General features: G+C 58.0%; 19 protein-coding genes. 6 read left to right on the top strand and 13 right to left on the bottom strand.

Annotated elements, in window-relative coordinates; all coding sequences use genetic code 11:
* Genes AC2FI9_RS09240 through AC2FI9_RS09225 form a run of 4 tightly spaced genes read left to right on the top strand, consistent with a single transcriptional unit; the run spans position 1 to position 4,315 of the window.
* Positions 1–1,551, top strand: a complete 1,551-nt coding sequence (locus AC2FI9_RS09240) for a trimethylamine methyltransferase family protein (protein WP_496767130.1) — start codon at positions 1–3, stop codon at positions 1,549–1,551.
* Entirely contained in the window at positions 1,552–2,226 is a 675-nt protein-coding gene (locus AC2FI9_RS09235; protein WP_496767129.1) for a TetR/AcrR family transcriptional regulator, read from the top strand. It begins immediately after the preceding gene.
* A complete protein-coding gene (locus AC2FI9_RS09230; RefSeq protein WP_496767128.1) occupies positions 2,223–3,527 on the top strand; it encodes an NAD(P)/FAD-dependent oxidoreductase in 1,305 nt (434 codons plus the stop codon). Before AC2FI9_RS09235 ends, AC2FI9_RS09230 begins: the two co-directional genes overlap by 4 nt.
* 56 nt (positions 3,528–3,583) lie before the next feature.
* Positions 3,584–4,315 (top strand): hypothetical protein, encoded by a 732-nt coding sequence (locus AC2FI9_RS09225; RefSeq protein WP_496767127.1) that lies wholly within the window; start codon positions 3,584–3,586, stop codon positions 4,313–4,315.
* A gap of 12 nt (positions 4,316–4,327) precedes the next feature.
* On the opposite strand, the gene AC2FI9_RS09220 is transcribed toward AC2FI9_RS09225, so the two are convergent.
* The gene (locus AC2FI9_RS09220) at positions 4,328–4,687 is read right to left on the bottom strand and encodes a DUF3307 domain-containing protein (protein ID WP_496767312.1); all 360 of its coding nucleotides are present in this window, start codon (positions 4,685–4,687) and stop codon (positions 4,328–4,330) included.
* 244 nt (positions 4,688–4,931) lie between these two features.
* Between AC2FI9_RS09220 and AC2FI9_RS09215 the strand changes: the two genes are divergently transcribed.
* Entirely contained in the window at positions 4,932–7,928 is a 2,997-nt protein-coding gene (locus tag AC2FI9_RS09215; protein WP_496767310.1) for a cyclic nucleotide-binding domain-containing protein, read from the top strand.
* 3 nt (positions 7,929–7,931) lie between these two features.
* Here AC2FI9_RS09215 and AC2FI9_RS09210 read toward each other — a convergent pair whose 3' ends face one another.
* From AC2FI9_RS09210 to AC2FI9_RS09170, 9 genes are all read right to left on the bottom strand, one after another.
* A complete protein-coding gene (locus tag AC2FI9_RS09210) occupies positions 7,932–8,222 on the bottom strand; it encodes an ArsR/SmtB family transcription factor (protein WP_496767308.1) in 291 nt (96 codons plus the stop codon).
* A gap of 109 nt (positions 8,223–8,331) precedes the next feature.
* Positions 8,332–9,564, bottom strand: coding sequence for a mandelate racemase/muconate lactonizing enzyme family protein (locus AC2FI9_RS09205; RefSeq protein WP_496767126.1), 1,233 nt, complete (start codon positions 9,562–9,564; stop codon positions 8,332–8,334).
* 24 nt (positions 9,565–9,588) lie between these two features.
* Positions 9,589–10,683, bottom strand: a complete 1,095-nt coding sequence (locus AC2FI9_RS09200) for a Zn-dependent alcohol dehydrogenase (protein WP_496767125.1) — start codon at positions 10,681–10,683, stop codon at positions 9,589–9,591.
* Between the two features lie 81 nt (positions 10,684–10,764).
* On the bottom strand, positions 10,765–11,964 hold the full coding sequence (locus AC2FI9_RS09195; protein ID WP_496767124.1) for a TCR/Tet family MFS transporter: 1,200 nt from the start codon (positions 11,962–11,964) through the stop codon (positions 10,765–10,767).
* A 67-nt stretch (positions 11,965–12,031) separates the two neighbouring features.
* Complete coding sequence (locus AC2FI9_RS09190) at positions 12,032–12,760, bottom strand: alpha/beta fold hydrolase (RefSeq protein WP_496767123.1); 729 nt, start codon at positions 12,758–12,760, stop codon at positions 12,032–12,034.
* A gap of 12 nt (positions 12,761–12,772) precedes the next feature.
* Complete coding sequence (gene pcaD / locus AC2FI9_RS09185; RefSeq protein ID WP_496767122.1) at positions 12,773–13,561, bottom strand: 3-oxoadipate enol-lactonase; 789 nt, start codon at positions 13,559–13,561, stop codon at positions 12,773–12,775.
* Between the two features lie 59 nt (positions 13,562–13,620).
* A complete protein-coding gene (locus tag AC2FI9_RS09180) occupies positions 13,621–14,595 on the bottom strand; it encodes a threonine ammonia-lyase (RefSeq protein WP_496767121.1) in 975 nt (324 codons plus the stop codon).
* Positions 14,592–15,419: an alpha/beta fold hydrolase gene (locus AC2FI9_RS09175; protein ID WP_496735382.1), complete on the bottom strand. Its 828-nt coding sequence runs from the start codon at positions 15,417–15,419 to the stop codon at positions 14,592–14,594. The genes AC2FI9_RS09180 and AC2FI9_RS09175 overlap by 4 nt, the downstream gene beginning before the upstream one ends.
* Positions 15,419–16,105, bottom strand: a complete 687-nt coding sequence (locus AC2FI9_RS09170) for a haloacid dehalogenase type II (protein WP_496735383.1) — start codon at positions 16,103–16,105, stop codon at positions 15,419–15,421. The genes AC2FI9_RS09175 and AC2FI9_RS09170 overlap by 1 nt, the downstream gene beginning before the upstream one ends.
* Positions 16,106–16,233: 128 nt before the next feature.
* Here AC2FI9_RS09170 and AC2FI9_RS09165 point away from each other — a divergent pair, with 128 nt between their 5' ends.
* Positions 16,234–16,662 carry an FKBP-type peptidyl-prolyl cis-trans isomerase gene (locus AC2FI9_RS09165; RefSeq protein ID WP_496767120.1) on the top strand — a complete coding sequence of 143 codons (429 nt, stop codon included), beginning with the start codon at positions 16,234–16,236 and terminating at the stop codon, positions 16,660–16,662.
* Positions 16,663–16,680: 18 nt separating this feature from the next.
* Here the strand turns inward: AC2FI9_RS09165 and AC2FI9_RS09160 are convergent, their stop codons facing one another.
* Genes AC2FI9_RS09160 through fabB form a run of 3 tightly spaced genes read right to left on the bottom strand, consistent with a single transcriptional unit; the run spans position 16,681 to position 18,955 of the window.
* Complete coding sequence (locus AC2FI9_RS09160; protein ID WP_058273151.1) at positions 16,681–16,869, bottom strand: hypothetical protein; 189 nt, start codon at positions 16,867–16,869, stop codon at positions 16,681–16,683.
* Positions 16,870–16,928: 59 nt separating this feature from the next.
* Positions 16,929–17,720 (bottom strand): enoyl-ACP reductase FabI, encoded by a 792-nt coding sequence (locus AC2FI9_RS09155; RefSeq protein ID WP_496735389.1) that lies wholly within the window; start codon positions 17,718–17,720, stop codon positions 16,929–16,931.
* 5 nt (positions 17,721–17,725) lie between these two features.
* Positions 17,726–18,955 (bottom strand): beta-ketoacyl-ACP synthase I, encoded by a 1,230-nt coding sequence (gene fabB, locus AC2FI9_RS09150; RefSeq protein WP_496767119.1) that lies wholly within the window; start codon positions 18,953–18,955, stop codon positions 17,726–17,728.
* Positions 18,956–18,962 lie beyond the last annotated feature (7 nt).

Genomic DNA, 18,962 nt, shown 5'->3' with positions numbered 1-18,962 from the left:
ATGAAGTCGCAAACACCCGAACGCGGGCGACGACGGCGCGGGCGAAGCGCCGAGGCCGCCCCTGCGCCCAGTCGGGACGTGAATTATCGCCAGTTGAGGAATCCCTTCCCGTTGATGGAGGTGTTCCCGGCTGACCAGATTGCGGATATGCACGAAACGGCCTTGCGAACACTTCAGGAGTTGGGCGTCAAATGCCTGCTTCCGGAAGCCCGGCGTCTCTTTGCGAAAGCGGGCGCGCGGGTGGATGAAGATACCGAGATGGTCTTCATCGGCCGCGACATTGTTGAAGCCGCCGTCGCATCAGCACCAAAGTCGATAGCGTGCCATGCAGGCGCGCGACACAGAGACTTCACCCTTGAGCTAGGTAGTCTGGTGTTTCAACCGGGGGCAGGGGCACCGAACGCGACAGATCTTGAACGCGGCCGCCGTCCCGCCACAGGGCAGGATTATCTGGAGTTCCTAAAGCTTACGCATCATTTTGATGTGTTCCAGATGATCTCGCCTCAGGTCGAACCGCAGGACGTGCCGACCCATCTGCGCCACTATTTCACGACGCAGGCGCAGATGGAGTTGACCGACAAGTTCCCGTTCTTTTTCTCACGCGGGACGCCGCAGGTGATGGATTGCTTTGAAATGCTATCCATCGCACGGGGCCTGTCGGACGATGAGTTTCAGGCGGGCGCACATTGCTACACGATCATCAATACGAACAGCCCGCGCACGCTGGACATACCGATGGCGCAAGGGCTGATAGATTTCGCCCGCAATGGACAGATGTCGATCATCACGCCGTTTACGCTGATGGGCGCAATGGCCCCGATCACCGTGGCCGGCGCGATCACACTTTCGCATGCCGAGGCGTTGGCGGCGTTGACACTGACCCAGCTGGCCAGGTCAGGAGCGCCGGTTTGCTATGGCACGTTCACCAGCAACGTGGACATGAAATCGGGTGCGCCTGCATTTGGAACACCCTCACACTTCCAGGCTTCGCTTGCCGCAGGCCAGTTGGCCCGGCATCTGGGCCTACCTTGGCGGTCGGCTGCCGGATCAGCGTCGAACATCAACGATGTTCAAGCAGCGAATGAAAACCAGTTTGGTCTTTGGGGCTGTCTGATGGCAGGGGCGACGGTAATCATTCACTCGGCCGGTTGGCTGGAGGGTGGCTTAACCGTTTCTTTTGAGAAAATGATCTGTGACGCCGAGGTCCTGAACATGGTGGCCGAGCTTTGTGCAGGGGCGCAGGCAGGTACAGCCGAGATCGGTTTCGACACCGCCCTGAGCGAAGTCGAACCCAGCGGGCACTTCTTTGCCTCAAGCCAGACGATGGAGCGGTACAACACCGAATTCTATGAACCGCATTTGCACGGTTACGCAAATTTCGGAACCTGGACAGAGCGCGGATCGATGGATGCCAATCATCGCGCGACCGCGGTTTGGAAGAGTATTCTGTCTGACTTCAAAGCGCCTTCATGTGACAGCGACCGCATGGGTGCCTTGCATGAGTTCATTGCGCGCCGTACCGCTGCGGGCGGCGCCCCGCCGGAGAGTTGAATGAGCACAAAACCCATCCTGCACCGGGATGACCCCGAAGCTGAACCCTTGGTTGGCAACATTAAGGTCACGCGTGACGACTGGCTGAACGTGGCTATGGATGTGCTGATCTCAGACGGTGTGGACCAGATCAAAGTCCTGAACCTGGCTGAACGGATGGCCGTGTCGCGGTCGTCCTTCTATTGGTACTTCAAATCCCGGCAAGAGCTTTTGGACGCCCTGCTGGCGCGCTGGCATGCGACGAATACAGCGGCCTTGGTTGCGCAGGCCAAGGCCCCAGCGGATACGATAACCGCAGCCGTTTGCAACGTGCATCGTTGCGTGGTGAATACTGAACTGTTCGATACCGCGTTGGATTTTTCCGTCCGGGATTGGGCGCGCAAATCGGGGAAAGTACGCCGGGCGCTCGATCAGTCGGATGCGCGCAGGCTCGAAGCGCTTCATGACATGTTCGCGCGGTACGGCTATTCCGAAGTTGAGGCCGAAACCCGCGCGCGCGTTCTGTACTACATGCAGATCGGGTACGATCTGGCCCAGTTGAACGAACCAATGTCCACGCGGATCGCAATGGTTCCGCATTACCTTTATGTCTTCACTGGGGTTGAGCCCAAGCCCGAAGAAGTTGAAGAATTCAGCGCCTATTCAACGCGCTATTGGAAGGGAGAAGCCTCATGAGTCAACCTGACGCAATCATCATCGGAACCGGTGTGATCGGCGCGGCCATCGCCTTTGAAATGGCGAAAGCGGGCTGGAAAACCCTGTCGCTGGACCGAAACAGTCAAGTCGGTCACGGCTCGACTGCCGGATCCTGCGCCATAATCCGCATGCATTATTCGACCTTCGACGGAACGGCGTTTGCGTGGGAAGGCTACCACTACTGGCGCGATTGGGCCGACTACCTCGGCCTGCCCGAGGATGCTAATCTGGCGCAATTCCGCGAGACCGGCTGTCTAGTGATGAAGACTGATGCCAATGGCTTGCTTGAAAAGCACATGAAGAACAGCGCCGATCTGGATTGCCCGTTCGAAGAATGGTCACCTGATAAAGTCAGTGAGCGCCTGCCGATCTACTCGCAGGACAGTTTCACACCGGCGCGCCGGATGGATGATCCGGAATTTGGGCACCCGAACGGGCGCAAGATGCAGGGCGGCGTGTTCTGGCCGCAGGCGGGATATGTCACGGACCCGGCTTTGTCCGCGCAGAACTTGATGGATGCTGCCAAGCTGCATGGCGCAGAAGTGCGCACTGGTGCCGAAGTGGTCGAGATATTGTCCAGCGACGGTCGGGTTTCGGGTGTCAAACTTGCCTCGGGCGAAGAAATCCACGCGAAAGTCGTCGTGAACGTCGCGGGCCCTGGCTCAGCGATCATCAACAAGATGGCGGGTGTCCTGGATGATATGACGATCGAAACCCGCCCGTTGCGGCAAGAGGTTGTGCACGTCCCCGCACCCGAGGGGTTTGATTTCGAAAACGACGGAACGATTGTCTCGGACAGCGATATTGCCTGCTATTGCCGACCCGAGCATGGCAACCACATTCTGGTTGGCTCGGAAGACCCCGAATGCGATCCGCATCAATGGTGCGAAGACGATGTGAACTATAATCACGATTTCACCGACCAGTGGACAACGCAGGCCATGCGGTATGCACAGCGCGTCCCAAGTCTTGGCATCCCGTCTAAAACACGCGGAGTTGTGGACCTGTATGACGCATCCACAGACTGGATTCCGATCTACGACAAATCCAGCCTGCCGGGGTTCTACATGGCCTGCGGGACCAGCGGGAACCAGTACAAGAATGCTCCGATTGCGGGCAAGATGATGACCGCCCTGATCGCGTATTGCGAAGGTGGCGCGGATCACGACGCGCAGCCGCTTCAATATGAACTTCCCTATATCGGGCGGAGCATTGATGTCGGGTTCTATTCCCGCAAGCGACCCATCAACGAAGAAAGCAGTTTTTCTGTACTGGGGTAGTTAAGGAAAAAAATCGCCCTATCCTTCCGGGGAACTGAAAAAGCGCAGGACCCAGGATGGCCGAGCTGACACATCGCGTTCTGATACTAGGCAGTGCGCCGGCCGCTGTGGCCGCGCGCGAGTGGCCTCGGGATCCGTTCACCCACATCGTTGCCATCAACAACGCATGGCGAATTCGTGATGATTGGGATGTCCTTATTCACCCCGAGGATTTCCCTGTCCGCAATCGTCCAGACAAACTGGCCCACGGCCAACGCATTGTCGAAGCCGATGAATACGTTCCCCTTCAAAACCAGTTTGGAGGGTTTGTTTATGCTGGTGGGACTATGGCGTTCACGGCCGGTTACTGGGCCTTGGCCGCGCTTCAACCTGCCGTTTTGGCATTTTTGGGCTGTGATATGATTTACCCAAATTTCGGCCAGACCCATTTTTACGGCAACGGAACAGCCGATCCTTTGCGCGCTGATGTGACGCTGCGATCGCTTGAGGCGAAATCCGCCCGGTTAGCGTTGTTCGGTGCCGCGCAGAACTGCCGCGTGGTTCGACTGTCGCAGGGTGAAAGTCGGCTGGTCTTTCCTTCGGTGACGACTGACACCTTAATGTCTGCCGCGCTGCCGTCGACAAAAAGTATGCAAGCGGCACTGCAGGCGGAGGAACAGCTGAATTACTTCGTTCCGTCTGGTCGCTACTGGAAAGAAGCGGAACGTTTCGATGCCGCTAGAATTGACCATTTGGATCGAATGTGGCTGGACGCGTATTGCCCGCAATCCCTGGAAAACGTCGCCTGAGTCTAACGCTGATCAGGTCGCGAATTCAGCCCAGGCCCAGACCATGGCGATGTAAGTCAGGTTGTGCAGGCACTGGTCCAGGCCAGCAGCGCGCCAAAACGCGGCTTGCGTCGGCATCAGTTGCTTTTTGTCCGAATAGCTTGCTTTGGCGAAATCAATATTGAAGTGAACAATCCATTCCAGTGCAGCAATGATCAAAATAAACGACCACGGCGCGCCAAATAGCAAAAAGACAATCACTGACCCGATAACATGCACACCGGCATGCTGCGCGCGGCCCGCGTGAAAATACTCACCGCGCCCTGCCAACATTTTAGGAGTCTGGAGAAAAAAATCCGCAAACATATGTTTGATCTGCAACAAGCAGAGCATCAATAGCACTGCGCCTAAACTGGCAGTCAAATGAGTCCTCCCAATATCGTCCCAGAACAGACTCTAGGCACTAATCTGTGGTTGCGCAAATGAACTTGTTCACACTTGGCAATTAACTGTTCAAACTGGAAACTATTTGCCTCTTTTGGCTGGACTAACGTAAATTCACAGTGTTGGACTTACTGCACTTTCGTCAAGACTGTTTCAGTGATCCGTAGTAGGGGCAGGTTCCATAGAACGTTCAATTTTCCAGTTTATTTGGAAATACTCGAAGCGCGACCAGTTGATTCTGCTGGCCGTGACGTCCACGTTGTTTCCACTACTCTACCTGACGCTGGAACTGCCCAAACGCATCATCAACGATGCGATTGGTGCCGCCAGCCCGGTTGTGGATGTGTGGGGTTACAGCCTGCCGCAGACCACATTTCTGATTGTTCTGTGCATCGGGTTCCTGATTGCGGTGCTGGCGCATGGCCTGATGAAAATGCGCATCAACACCATGAAAGGCGTGCTGAGCGAGCGTATGTTGCGCCGGTTCCGGTACGTGCTGATCAGCCGCGCGTTGCGTTTCCCTCAACCCTATTTCGAACGCGTCAGCCAGGGGGAGCTGGTGTCGATGGTCACCGCCGAAAGCGAGCCGATGGGCGGGCTAATGGGTGATGCTATCAGCCAGCCGGTTCTGCAGGCGGGTCAGATGATCACCATCCTGTCCTTCTTGTTTCTGCAAAGTTTCTGGTTTGGACTGGCGGCAGTTGCGCTGATCCCGCTGCAGGCCTGGCTGATCCCGAAACTGCAACGTCAGATCAACCTTCTGAACAAAAAACGCATTCAAGAGGTTCGGTTGCTGGCCGCCCAGATTGGCGAGAATGCGGCGGGCGCGTCCACGTTGCGTGCCAATGGCGGCTGGCGATACCGGCGGGCGATGGTGTCCGATCAATTGGGCCGCCTGTTTGGAATCCGGTTCGAGATCTACCAGAAAAAGTTCTTTATGAAGTTCCTCAACAACTTCATCTCGCAGTTGACACCTTTCCTGTTCTATCTGGTTGGGGGTCTTCTTGTCCTGCAGGGTTCGGTTTCGCTGGGTGCGCTGGTTGCAGCCCTGGCTGCGTATAAGGACCTCAGCTCGCCGTGGAAGGAACTGCTGACCTATTATAACCAGACACAAGATATGTCGCTGCGCTGGGACGTGGTGACGGAACGGTTTGCACCTGCCGGAATGCATGACGAAAAACTGTTCGATGGCGAACCCGAGACCACGCCAAGGCTGTACGGCGACATAGTGCTCGACCATGTCTCGGTCCGCGATATGGACGGTAACCAGGTTCTGGATGATTTGGACCTGTCCTTTCCCAGCGGGAAAATCATCGGGATCGCGGCCCCCAGCGAAGAAGATCGCCGCGCTTTGGCAGAGTTGCTGACGCGGGAAATTCTGCCCAGCTCGGGCCGGGTGCGGATCGGTGATATTCGTTTGTCAGAGCTGCATCAAAGCGTTGTGGCGGCCCGTATCGGCTATGCTTCGTCACGGCCTGTGATGTTCCAGGGCACGCTGGGCGACAACGTCATGATGCCGATGCGATTTAAGCCGCAAACAACCGAAACAAACGACCCCGGATATGATGAGACGTTGCGGGCCGGCAATAGCTCGGACCCCTTCAGGGCAAATTGGCTGGACCCGACGACCGCGGGATTGGACAGCGCCGACGAGGTACGCGACTGGTGGTTGAAACTGATTGACGGGATGGGTTCCGGCGCGGCGCTGTTTTTGCGCGGGGCCGAACAGGTCTTCGATGCCGCCGAGCATCCCGAGCTGGCCGACAAACTGGTCGAACTGCGACCTTTGGTTCAGGATGCGGTGAAAGCATCAGGGCTGGAGCAACAGGCCCTGATCTTTGATCGCGACAGCTATAATCCTGCCTTGCCGGTTGCGGAGAACTTGCTGTTCGCCACGCCCAAAGTGCCGGTCACGCAGGAGCTTTTGGCGCAGCAGACCGTGTTCCTTGAGCAATTGCGCGAATTTGGTCTGGATGAGACTCTGGTGAGCCTGACACGCGATGTGATTGAGATGCTGCGCCAGATTTTCGGCCTGGACGGCACCGATCACCCGCTGTTTCGCAAACTGGGACTAGAGGCGCAAACGTACGAGGCTGCGGTCGAGCTGGTCGAAAAGACCCGGAACGAGGGCGTATCGGGGCTGAATGATGAACAGCTGGCAAACCTGCTGGCCGTTCCGTTCGTGATTTCGGCGGAGCAGATTGGACCAGCCTTCACCGACGACCTCAAAGACCGCATTCTTGAGTTGCGGCATAGCCATTCCGAAAAGTTGTTGGAACGGTTGCTCGATGTATTTGTCCCGTTAGACAAAACGAAGTTCGCGCCTGGCTTGACGGTTCTGGAAAACGCTTTGTTCGGAAAGGTCAGTCAGATCGGCGGCGCCCGTTCGGACGAGGCGCGCAAACTGATCGTGGATGTATTGAACGAAAACGGTGCGCGCCCGTTGGTGGTCGAACTGATCTATGACGTGCCGGTGGCGCTTGGCGGTCAAAACCTGCCCGCGGTTTTTGCTGAACCTCTGTCCTTTACGCGCGCGACGATCAAGAAACCGGATATCTTGATCCTTGAGGATGCGCTGGCCAGTTATGACATGGCCTCGAAAGTGGCCGTGTACAAAAATCTACGCGCTTTGCTGCCGGATACCACGGTGATCTACCTGAACGACCAGTTCGAAAACCCGAGCGTGTTCGACATGTATGTGGAAATCAGGCAAGGTCGGGTCGTCTCGGACGAAGGACCTGCGGACGTGGAAGAAGACAGTGCCGCCTCAGCTGACCTTTCGCGCAAGCTGCGCGCGCTGGAACAGACACCGCTGTTTTCCGGGCTGGACCGTCGACAGCTGCGCCTGCTGGCCTTTGGTGCGCGCTGGTTCGATGCCAAAGCAGGAGAGGTTGTTTTCCTTAAGGACGATCAGCCAACCGACGGCGCCTATGTGGTGCTGGACGGGGAAGCCGGGCTGTACCTTCCGCAAACCGACGGAGTGGATCAGTTGATTGCCACGGTCGGCCCCGGTGCCCTGGTCGGAGAATTGGGCCTGATCCGCAAGGAACCTAGGGCGCTGAGCATGATCGCCGAGACGGAACTGTCGTGCCTGCGTATTGGTGAAGAGGAATTCCTGGCCGTGGTCGAAAATGATGCCGCAACCGCGTTCAAACTGTTGCAGGTGATCGCGGGCTATGTATCGAACTAAGGGTTATTCGCTGTCGGGGCCGCAGAACATATCGTAAAGAACGGCGATCACCTGCGCCGCGCCGTCGTTGTTCAGCGAGTAATAGATAGACTTTCCGTCCCTGCGCGTCGCAACAATGTTCTCAGCGCGCAGGCGCGCCAGCATCTGACTGACCGCAGCCTGACGGATACGCAACAAGGCCTCCAACTCACCCACGGATTTTTCGCCGTCGGCCAGATGGCACAGGATCATCAACCGCCCCTCATGCGCGAGCGTTTTCAGAAATGCAGAGGCCCGAGCCGCGCTTTCTTTCATTTCAGATAGCGCGGCTTCGGTTTGTTCGGTTTGGTCGTCTTCAAGTGTCACGCGTTGCCTGTTTAACACCTATGGGTTGGGTCAATGTGCCCCAAGACCTATTGAGTTGTCACCCCTCGGTTGCAGGGGCACCACCTTGAAAGGCGTTTCCGTTCACGTAATCACAGGGCTCTTCCTGCATCTGCAGATGCAGGCCATCACCGTTAAAAGGGTGCGCCCGTGCAAGGTCTTCGTTCACCTCAATCCCCAGGCCCGGTGCGGTCGGCGCGGGGACAAATCCGGCCTCAACCTGCAATGAGCCGTTGATGAGTTGATCGTGAAACGGCGTGTCTATGGTCTCAAGCAGCAGCAGGTTGGGGATGGACGCGGCCAGATGGATATTTGCGGCCCATTCAACCGGACCCGCGTACAAATGTGGGGCCATCTGGGCGTTGAAGACTTCAGCGATGGCCGCGACTTTCTTCATTTCCCAAATTCCGCCGGCACGACCCAGCGCCGGTTGGAGGATTTCCGCCGCCCCAGCCCGCAAAACGGCCGCGAATTCGGCTTTGGTGGTCATGCGTTCACCGGTCGCGACCGGGATCCGAACGTTCCGCGCGACACGAGCCATATCTTCAATCATGTCCGGTGGTGTCGGTTCTTCGAACCAAAGCGGTGAATAGGGTTCAAGCGCCTGACCCAATCGGATTGCGCCCGCGGTGTTGAACTGGCCGTGGGTGCCGAACAGCAGATCGGCTTTGTCGCCCACGGCCTCTCGGATCGCTTTGCAGAACGCAACAGACATCGAGATATCGGACATCGCAGGCATGTGCCCGCCCCGAACAGTGTAGGGCCCGGCGGGGTCAAACTTGACGGCTGTGAACCCGCGCCGGACCATTTCGGCGGCACATTCGCCAGCTTGTTCAGGCGACGTCCAGAAATCGTTCAGGTTATGTTGGGGCAGGGGGTACAGATAGGTGTAGGCCCTTATGCGTTCGTTCACCAATCCCCCCAGCAAGGCATAGACCGGGCGATCGCGATCTTTACCAAGAATATCCCAACACGCGATTTCCAGTCCGGAAAAGGCGCCCATGACCGTCAGATCGGGACGCTGTGTAAATCCGCTGGAGTATGCTCGGCGGAACATCAGCTCAACGTTTTCGGGGTTCTCTCCCAGCATGTGCCGTTCAAACACGTCCCGAATGACATGGCACATCGCCTCGGGGCCAACCGAGGATGCATAGCATTCACCCCAGCCCGTGATCCCGGTATCGGTCGTGACTTTGACCAGAATCCAATACCGCCCGCCCCATCCGGGCGCAGGAGGGGCAGTGACAATGATGTCGAGGTCTTGCAGTTTCATCAGGTGGTCTCCTGCCCTGCCGGGTTAATCCCTGTCGAAAACGATCACGTTACGCTTGGCGGATCCGGTTTTGGTGTTCTCGATCGCTTCGTTGATCTGCGACAGCGACCATCGGCCTGAGATCAGTTCATCCAGTTTCAGGCGTCCCTGATCATAAAGGTCGATCATCCACGGAATATCCCGCTGAATGACAACATCGCCCATTTTTGATCCGATCAAACCCTGACCCAGCGCGGCCAGAACTACCGGCTCGTAGCTTGCCATATCCCCGGAGTGCGGCATCCCGATCATTACCGCCTTACCACCCGGACCCAAGTAACGAGGGGCTTGGTCGTAGGCAGGAATCGCGCCGACGGTGATCAAAACGGCATCTGCGCCGCGCCCCCCAAGCGCCTTGTAGGCGGCCTTCCAGGGGGCTTTCTGATCTGCTAAAACGCCGTGGGTCGCGCCGAATTCCTTGGCAATGTTCAGCTTCTCTTCGGTCATGTCCACGGCCACAATACGGCGTGCACCGGCGATGCGGGCGCCCTGAATTGCGTTCAGCCCGACACCTCCGGCACCGATCACCACCACGTCCTGTCCGGGCCGCAGCCCGGCGGCATTGACGGCGGCGCCGACGCCCGTGATCACTCCGCAGGACAGCAGGCTGGCGACGTCTTTGGGCATCGACGGCGGAATTTTGACGATCTGTCGGTGGCTGACCACAACCTTTTCGGCAAAGGCACCACAGGCCATAGCCTGCTCCAGTGGTCCACCATCTGCTGTGCGCAACGGCCCGTTGACCTTGTCATAAGGCGTTTCGCAAACAGTTGGTTTCCCCCCCGCGCAAGAGGGGCACGAGCCACATGCCCGGATCAGGGTAACGACAACCGGGTCCCCAACCTGAAATTCACCTGCCGAGTCGCCGACCGCAGTGATAATACCCGCTGCTTCGTGCCCGTAGACGGCAGGAAGATGCCCGCCCCACGCACCACCGGCAAATGAAATGTCTGAATGGCAAATTGCCACCGCATCCAGTGTCACCTCGACCTCATCTGACTTGGGCGGTGCGATCTGAATATCTTCGATGACCAGAGGTTCACCGAACGCCCGGCAAACGGCGGCTTTGATGGTTTGCATGCTGTCCCTCTCTCGCTTTGCGCTACGGTGGCGCGCTTATCGGGACGCTGCAAGGCGGAATCCGTCAAAGGGATGTCGTAGTTATGCCATGACCCCACGTGAACGGGAAAACACAAGAAGACAGATCACCATCATGACGAATGCCAAGAGGAATGGTGCGCCCGGCAAGTAGATCACCGCGTCGGGTTTAATGAACTGGGCGAACACGCTGGTCATGAGCAACGGTGCGATGACCATCGACAAAGCGTGCAAGGATGTCAGCACCCCCTGCAGTTCACCCTGTTGCGAATCGGGCGTCTTACGCGACATCAGGGCCTGCAGGGCAGGGGTCACAACCGCTCCGATCGCAGTGATTGGGATTAGCATCAGGGCAATGATCCCGTTGGTCAGAAAGGCCAGAAGAAAAAAGCTAAACAGCTCGAAGCCCATGCCGTAGATGATTGTAACGCGTTCCCCCAAATACTTGGTTGCGGGACGGATCAGGCCGCCCTGAACGGCCGCCATGCCGATCCCGTAGACGCCCAATGACAGGCCGATCATTTGTGGTGACCAGCCGAACCGTTCGGTTGTGAAATACGCCCAAATTGCCGGGTAGACATAGATCGAGATGGAGTACAGGAGATAGACCCACAGCATCGGCCGGATACCGGGCAACGCGGCAATCGCGCGCAGAGAGTTCACTGGGTTTGCCCGCCTCAGGCTGAAGGCCCGGCGCGTCTTGTCGGTGACCGTCTCGGGCATGACACATACACCGATGATGAAGGCCAGTGCAGACAAACCCGCCGCAGCCCAAAATGGTGCACGTGTGCCATATTCGCTCAGCAGCCCACCTAGTACTGGGCCAAAGACAAACCCGACGCCAAATGCTGCGCCCAATAGACCAAAGTTTGCAGCCTTTTCGTGGGGTTTCGACACATCCGCCATGAAAGCCGCCGCCGTTGCATGCGTGGCAGCCGTAATGCCTCCGACGATGCGTCCGGCCAACAGCAACCAGATGCTGCCCGCAAGCGCCATGACAACATAGTCCAGTGACATGACGAACAGCGAGACCAGCAATACCACCCGTCGCCCGTAAGCATCCGAAAGGTTACCCAGAACCGGTCCGAACACAAATTGATTGGCGGCAAACGCGGTGCTGAGGATGCCACCCCAGATCGCAGCTGTCGCCAATGTGCCACCCTGAACTTCGACGATCAGTTCCGGCATGATAGGCAGGACAAGGCCGATGCCCATGGCGTCGATCATGACCGTGAGAAGGACGAAGAAAAAGGGAAGACGCATTTGAACCGCAAGGATGATAATTTGGGCGGACCTTATCCGCAGACGATGCGGGTTGAAAGGGATGTGCTCAGACTTGTGACCCTGGCAGGTCTTTTGCGATTTTGTCCAACAAATCAGCGAGTTTTTGGGGTTGCGCAAAAAACGGGGAATGCGACGTGGCAATCGTATGCCGCATCGCTTCGGGGGCGCTGCGGCTCATTTGTTCCTGGTATTCGGTCGGGATGGTCCGGTCATCGGTTGTCCGGATGTAGGCCTTGGGAACCCGGTCGAAATTGCCGGTCAAGGGCACGGGGGTGTCCTGTGGTGCGATGGCTTGCGGGCACAAGCGCGCAAATGCAAATGGCACGGTTTCGGGTGGGCAGTCGTGGTAGAACAGATCATGCACCTTGCTTGGTACAACCGTATACGAGAGGCCGTCAGTTGATTTTTCGACCGCATCATGGATTGTCTGCCGGGGCGATCGTTTGCGCATTTCCACCATCGAAAGACCATCCTGCGGGACGTAGGCGGCAAGGTAGATAAGGGCGCGCATGGCCTCCGGTGCGGCTTCGGCCGCGGCACTGATCGGGTAGCCACCCCAGGAATGACCGACAATGATTGTATTGCGCGAGGTCGCATCCAAAATTGTGTCGCGACAGCTGTCCAGCGTCACATCGGCAACGGGCGTCGGATCCGATCCGTGGCTGGGCAGGTCAATGGCGCGTACCTCGTGCCCCAGCGCTTCCAACGCCGGGATAAGGTCGCGCCAACACCAGGCACCGTGGCAGGACCCATGGACTAACAGAAGATCGGCCAAACCAAGGCTCCTTCAAACATGTCCGATTTCGGTCAGAAAGCTGTGCAGCAATGCCGCGTATTCTGCCGGCTGTTCCACACAAGGCAAGTGCCCAGCGCGTCGCATCAGCTCGAACCGAGAGCCGGGGATCAGGTCAACGGTTTCCCGCACAAGATCCGGTGGGGTCGATCCGTCCTCGCTGCCGGCGATGCCGAGGGTCGGCAGGCGCAGGCCGCTGGTGGGGGTGTAGAAATCTGTGCCGGAGATTGCCGCGCAGCAGCCCAGATAGCCATCCACCGGCTGGCGCACCATCATGTTGCGCCAAAGCAGATGCTCGGGTGATGCGCGAAACGTCTTTGAGAACCAGCGCTCCATGGTTGCATCAGCCAGGGCCTCGATCCCGCCTTTTCGTATCGCGTCCATGCGGTCCTGCCAGATCGAAGGGATACCGATCTTGGCTGCGGTGTTGGACAGCACCAAAGCGCGGACCTGATCCAGACGTTTGACGGCCAGTCCTTGTCCAATCAGCCCGCCGATCGAAAGGCCGACAAACACGCAATCGCGGACTTCAAGGAAATCAAGCAATCCTTCCACGTCCCGCACAAGCGCACCCATCGAATAGGGGGCCGGGGGTTGCGACGAAAGACCATGCCCGCGCTTGTCAAAACGGATCACACGCAGCCCTGCAGGCAGGTGCGGCAACACATCGTCCCAAAGCCGCAGATCGGTTCCCAAAGAATTGGCAAACACAATTGGCGCGCCGCCTGGATCACCATCGATCCGGTAGTGGATTTGAATGTTTCCAATGTCTGCGATCTGCACGACTCAATCCCCTGGCGTCACACGCCCACATGTCAGGTTGCCCCAGCCTAAACGACTTGTCAGGTCAGGTATTCCAGCGCTTTTCCAAAGACTTCGGGGTCGGCGTTGCCACCCGATGCTACCACGATCACTGTATCACCTTCGATTTCGTCCGCGCGGTACAGGGCCGAGGCAAGTGACACCGCCCCGCCCGGTTCCAGAACGATCTTTAGGCGCAAAAACGCATGCGCCATGGCGCGCAGCGCGTCTTCCTCGGACACCGACAAGCCTGGACCGCACAGCCGGTTCAGAATCGGAAATGTGATCTGGCCCGGTTGCGGCGTCAGAATCGCATCGCAAATATTGCCCGATGCGGCGTTGTTGCTTTGGATATGACCCGTGGCCAAAGACCGTTTGACGTCGTCGAACCCCTGAGGTTCGCACGGGCGGGCCCGCAGCCCCGGCGCGTGACCTTCCAGCGCCAGTGCAGTGCCCGAGGTCAACCCGCCGCCACCGCAGCACACCAGAACATCCGCCTTCTCGATACCCAAATCGGTCGTCTGCCGCGCCAGCTCCAACCCGACCGTGCCTTGTCCTGCGATGACCTGAGGTTCGTCGTAAGGCCGGATCAGGGTCAAACTGCGTTGGGACGCCAGCGCCTCGCCAATCTCTTCGCGGCTTTCGTTTGCGCGGTCATACAGAACGACCTCACCCCCCAGCGCGCGGGTGTTGTTGATCTTTAGCTGCGGTGCGTCAGAGGGCATGACGATGACCGAGGAAATCCCGTGCTGCGCGGCCGCATAGGCCACGCCCTGCGCATGATTGCCCGAGGAATAGGCGATGACACCGCGCTGCCGGTCCGCATCACCAAGGGCCGATATCGCCGACCAGGCCCCGCGAAACTTGAAGCTGCCGGTATGTTGCAAACACTCGGGTTTCACCAGCACGCGGCGGCCCGCGATTTTGTCCAGAAACGGCGAGGTTAGAATCGGTGTCTCGCGAACATGCCCTCTGAGGCGCTCGGCGGCGGCCTCGATCATTTCAAGTGTGCTCATGCGGTGACCAGTACCTTGCGAATGAGTTCTACCGACTGTGGTTCATCCAGAAACGGGGGATGACCACGGTCGGGTATTTCTGTCGATATAAGATCAGGGTGGCGGTTGTGCATTTCAGTCAGCGTGTCTTTGCCCAAAATATCCGAATTTGTGCCGCGAATGACGCCGGTTGGAATGCTCTGCAGTGCTTCAAACAGGGGCCACAGATCAGGGGCGGGCCCTGCAGCGGCCTGTTCCAGAAGCGCTGTACGCAGCGCAGGATCATAGCTGAGGGTCAGACCATCAGGCGTTTCGTCGAATTGGACTTCCGCCTGCTGCCGCCAACGCGCTAGTGACACGCCGGGAAATTGGGGCCCCAAGACGTGCTGCAACGCCCGGGCCGCCAAATCATATGTTTTGGAAACGGGCTGCTTGCCGACAAATTCCATGATCTTGGCGATACCCGATGGTTCCAGCACCGGACCGACGTCGTTCAAAACAACGCTCAACAACCGTTCGGGATGGCTGGCGGCTAGCGCCATGGCAATCAGCCCCCCACGCGAGGTGCCGATGACATTCACACGGTCCAGACCAAGATGGTCCAGCAGCTCGATCGCGTCTTGAGATTCGCGAAGGACGTTGTAGTTCATAAAGTCCGGGTCATGGTTCGAGCGACCGCGCCCGCGGTAATCCATCGCAATTACCCGCATGTCACCCAGATGCGGCGCGAGGAACGAAAAATCCTTGCTGTTGCGGGTCAACCCGGCAAGGCAAAGCACAGGCGCACCAGAGCCGGTGTCCTCGAAAAAAAGACGCCTGTCATCAGACGAAGTGAAAAATGCCATTAAAGTCCAGCCAGTTGCGGAATCGTCGTTAGGTCGGACAGTACATGCGCAGGCTTCCATGGCAAGCGGTCCATCGGTTCCCCGGCGCGATTGACCCAGGCGGTGACAAAGCCGTACCCGCTGGCCCCAGCCGCATCCCAGCCATTCGAGCTGACGAACAGAACCTCGTTTCGGGCACAGCAGAACCGTTCCTGCACAAGGTCATAGACCCGCGAATCCGGCTTGAAGACTCCGACGCTTTCCACGGACAACACGTCGTCCAAAACGTCCCCGATACCCGCTGACTGAACCGCGCCATCAAGCATCGGTGGCGAGCCATTTGACAAGATCGCTGTTTGCAACTCACCCGCTTTTAGTGCGCGCAGCATTTCTGGAACTTCGGAATAGGCCTGCAATTCCCAGTACAGATCCAGAAGCCGTTGCCGCAGTGTTGCGTCGCCGTCCAGGCCGGTCGCCTCAAGCGCCCAGTCGAGGCCATCCTGTGTAACATCCCAGAAATCCGCATGAGCATCCGTGACCGCGCGCAGCCAGGTGTATTGCAGCTGTTTCAGGCGCCAATGATTGGCGAGTTCGGGCCACTTATGTTGCAGTTTCTCAAAGCCCGGTTCCCCGGCTGCTTGTCGTGCGGCGGCGGCCACGTCGAACAGCGTTCCATACGCATCGAAAATGCAGGTTGTGATTGGCATCCGGTCCCCTCCTGATCGTCCGGCGCAGGTTTGCACAACAATAACGGGCATGAAAGAGGGTGGGGTTTACAATGTCGTGTTACCTCCTAGGCTTGGCCGCTAAACCCCAAAAGAGGCCGGAGACCAATATGACGGAAATCAAACAAGGCGACACGGTTCGCATCCATTACACAGGAACGCTGTTGGACGGAAACGTCTTTGACAGTTCCGAAGGACGTGACCCGCTGGAATTCGTCGTTGGCACGGGCCAGATTATCCCGGGTTTGGATTCGGCGATGCCGGGTTTGAACATTGGGGACAAAAAGCTGGTCGAGATCGCCTGCGTGGACGCCTATGGCCCGATCAACCCCGCAGCGCGCCAGCAGATCCCGCGTGAAGGCATTCCGGACGATATTCCGCTGGATCCTGGCACCCAATTGCAAATGCAAACGCCAGACGGACAGGCGGTTCCGGTGACGGTGATCGAGGTCGACGAAGCAACCGTCACGCTGGATGCTAACCATCCATTGGCTGGTCAGGATCTGATTTTCGATATCGAGGTCGTTTCAATTAACTGACCAATGAAACGAGTTGGATCAGCCTGTTATGAGGCTGATCCAGGCTTTGACGGTTTCCCGCATCTGCGGCTGTGTGAAAAACACAAACAACAATAGGGTGGTCAGGGCCAATAACGCGACAATGCCACGCGTGCCCAGAAATCCGGATCTGCGGCGCGACCGGATGCTGCGAGTGTTGCTGGAAAGGATATGTTCGGCTTTGCTCATGCCGATATCCCTGCCCGTGAAAGATGGTGAAATCTTGGCACCGGCAGGGAAAGATCGGGTCACATGTGATCAGGTTGCGGCATGCCCAGAACGTGGAAGCCGCCATCGACGCGAATGATCTCACCCGACGTGCATGCTCCCGCATCTGAAGTGAGGTAAACGGCCGTGCCGCCAACAGCCTCGAGCGTTGCGTTCGAGCGCATGGGCGCGTTCTGATCGCAGAATTTGTAAGTCTTGCGGGCACCGCCGATTGCAGCACCTGCCAGCGTCTTCATCGGGCCGGGCGAGATCGCATTGACTCGAATGCCTTCTGGACCCAGATCGTTGGCCAGATAGCGGGTCGCCGATTCCAGTGCGGCTTTGGCCACACCCATGACGTTATAGTTCGGAACAACCTTGTTCGATCCCTGATACGTCAGGGTCAGCAGCGTGCCGCCATTCTCTTGCATCAGCGGATAAGCGCGGCGCGCGACCTCGATGAAGGAATACGCCGACACGTCCAGCGAGTGCTTGAAGTTGGCACGCGTGGTGTTCAGAAAACGTCCCGTCAGTTCGGATTTATCCGAAAAGGCAATCGCATGAACCACGAAGTCGATGGTGGGCCAGCGCGCGCCAAGCTCTTCGAATGCGCGATCCAGCGAGGTGTCATCCGTGACGTCCGCGTCCACCATGAAATCACTGCCCAGGCTTTGGGCCAATGGCTCAAGACGTTTACCGAACGCCTCGCCCTGATATGTGAATGCCAGTTCGGCACCGGCCTCATGCATGGCCTTGGCAATGCCCCACGCAATCGAGCGGTCATTGGCCACGCCCATGATCAGGCCGCGTTTACCTTTTAGAAGATCCGACATTACATTCACCCGTTATACTTCGACAGGATCATGGACCCGTTGGTGCCGCCAAAGCCGAAGCTGTTGGTCATCACACTATCCAATCCTGCGTTTTCAACTACTTGAGTTGCAATTTCACCGGGCAAGATGCCTTCGGCAAGCGTGTCGACATTGATCGACGGCGTAATAAAATCATTGTCCAGCATTAACAGGCAGAAGATCGTCTCCAGCGCGCCTGCCGCACCCTGTGCGTGTCCGGTCATCGACTTGGTCGATGAGATCGGGGGCACATTGCCTTCACCAAAGATTCGGCGCACGGCTTCAACTTCGCCAACGTCTCCAACCGGGGTCGAGGTGCCGTGGGCGTTGATGTAGCCGACTTTGCGCCCTTCGGGCATGGTCGACAGAGCCAGACGCATCGCGCGTTCGCCACCTTCACCGGATGGTGCCACCATGTCGTGGCCATCCGACGTGGCCGCATACCCAGTCACTTCGGCATAAATTTTTGCGCCGCGGGCCAGCGCGTGTTCCAGATCCTCAAGAACGACGATCCCGCCGCCGCCGGAGATGACGAATCCGTCGCGATCCTGGTCGAATGCCCGGGATGCTTTTTCCGGAGTGTCGTTGTACTTGGAGGACATGGCACCCATCGCGTCGAACAGGCAGGACAGGGTCCAGTCCAGTTCTTCTCCGCCACCGGCGAACATGACATCCTGTTTGCCCAGCATGATCTGTTCCGCCGCGTTGCCGATGCAATGCAGCGAGGTCGAGCAGGCCGAGGTGATTGAATAATTGATGCCCTTGATCTTGAACGCGGTCGCAAGGTTGGCCGAGATCGTCGAACACATGCATTTCGGCACGGCGAAGGGGCCGATACGCTTGGTCGCGCCGGTTTTCAGAACAGTCTGATGCGCCGTCAGCATTGCGCTGGTCGACGGACCGCCGGAACCGGCGACCAAACCGGTGCGCGGGTTCACGACCTGGTCTTCTGTCAGGCCAGCATCGGCGATTGCCTGATTCATGGCGATATGCGCGTATGCTGCACCGGGACCCATGAAGCGAAGGGTACGCTTGTCTACATGCTCAGCCGGATCGATCTTGAGCGTTCCGGCGATCTGACTGCGAAAGCCGTGTTCGACCATCTGCTCGTTGGCCTCGATGCCGGACTTTCCGGCCTTGAGAGAGGCCAATACTTCCTGGGCATTGTTCCCGATGGAGGACACGACCCCCAAACCGGTGACAACTACTCGACGCATGTGCGTG

The organism is Ruegeria sp. CDSA246, assembly GCF_059611225.1.
Note: the sequence above shows the minus strand (reverse complement) of the source record. Positions and strands in the feature narration are given on the sequence as shown.

Bases quoted from the DNA above. Each gene is read 5' to 3' on its own strand.
- AC2FI9_RS09165 (WP_496767120.1), top strand. From the start codon at position 16,234: ATGACGGAAATCAAACAAGGCGACACGGTTCGCATCCATTACACAGGA.
- AC2FI9_RS09200 (WP_496767125.1), bottom strand. From the start codon at position 10,683: ATGCAAACCATCAAAGCCGCCGTTTGCCGGGCGTTCGGTGAACCTCTG.
- AC2FI9_RS09230 (WP_496767128.1), top strand. From the start codon at position 2,223: ATGAGTCAACCTGACGCAATCATCATCGGAACCGGTGTGATCGGCGCG.
- AC2FI9_RS09210 (WP_496767308.1), bottom strand. From the start codon at position 8,222: ATGAAAGAAAGCGCGGCTCGGGCCTCTGCATTTCTGAAAACGCTCGCG.
- AC2FI9_RS09225 (WP_496767127.1), top strand. From the start codon at position 3,584: ATGGCCGAGCTGACACATCGCGTTCTGATACTAGGCAGTGCGCCGGCC.
- AC2FI9_RS09240 (WP_496767130.1), top strand. From the start codon at position 1: ATGAAGTCGCAAACACCCGAACGCGGGCGACGACGGCGCGGGCGAAGC.
- AC2FI9_RS09180 (WP_496767121.1), bottom strand. From the start codon at position 14,595: ATGAGCACACTTGAAATGATCGAGGCCGCCGCCGAGCGCCTCAGAGGG.
- AC2FI9_RS09175 (WP_496735382.1), bottom strand. From the start codon at position 15,419: ATGGCATTTTTCACTTCGTCTGATGACAGGCGTCTTTTTTTCGAGGAC.
- AC2FI9_RS09195 (WP_496767124.1), bottom strand. From the start codon at position 11,964: ATGCGTCTTCCCTTTTTCTTCGTCCTTCTCACGGTCATGATCGACGCC.
- AC2FI9_RS09235 (WP_496767129.1), top strand. From the start codon at position 1,552: ATGAGCACAAAACCCATCCTGCACCGGGATGACCCCGAAGCTGAACCC.
- AC2FI9_RS09220 (WP_496767312.1), bottom strand. From the start codon at position 4,687: ATGCTCTGCTTGTTGCAGATCAAACATATGTTTGCGGATTTTTTTCTC.
- AC2FI9_RS09170 (WP_496735383.1), bottom strand. From the start codon at position 16,105: ATGCCAATCACAACCTGCATTTTCGATGCGTATGGAACGCTGTTCGAC.
- fabB (WP_496767119.1), bottom strand. From the start codon at position 18,955: ATGCGTCGAGTAGTTGTCACCGGTTTGGGGGTCGTGTCCTCCATCGGG.
- AC2FI9_RS09155 (WP_496735389.1), bottom strand. From the start codon at position 17,720: ATGTCGGATCTTCTAAAAGGTAAACGCGGCCTGATCATGGGCGTGGCC.
- AC2FI9_RS09205 (WP_496767126.1), bottom strand. From the start codon at position 9,564: ATGAAACTGCAAGACCTCGACATCATTGTCACTGCCCCTCCTGCGCCC.
- AC2FI9_RS09160 (WP_058273151.1), bottom strand. From the start codon at position 16,869: ATGAGCAAAGCCGAACATATCCTTTCCAGCAACACTCGCAGCATCCGG.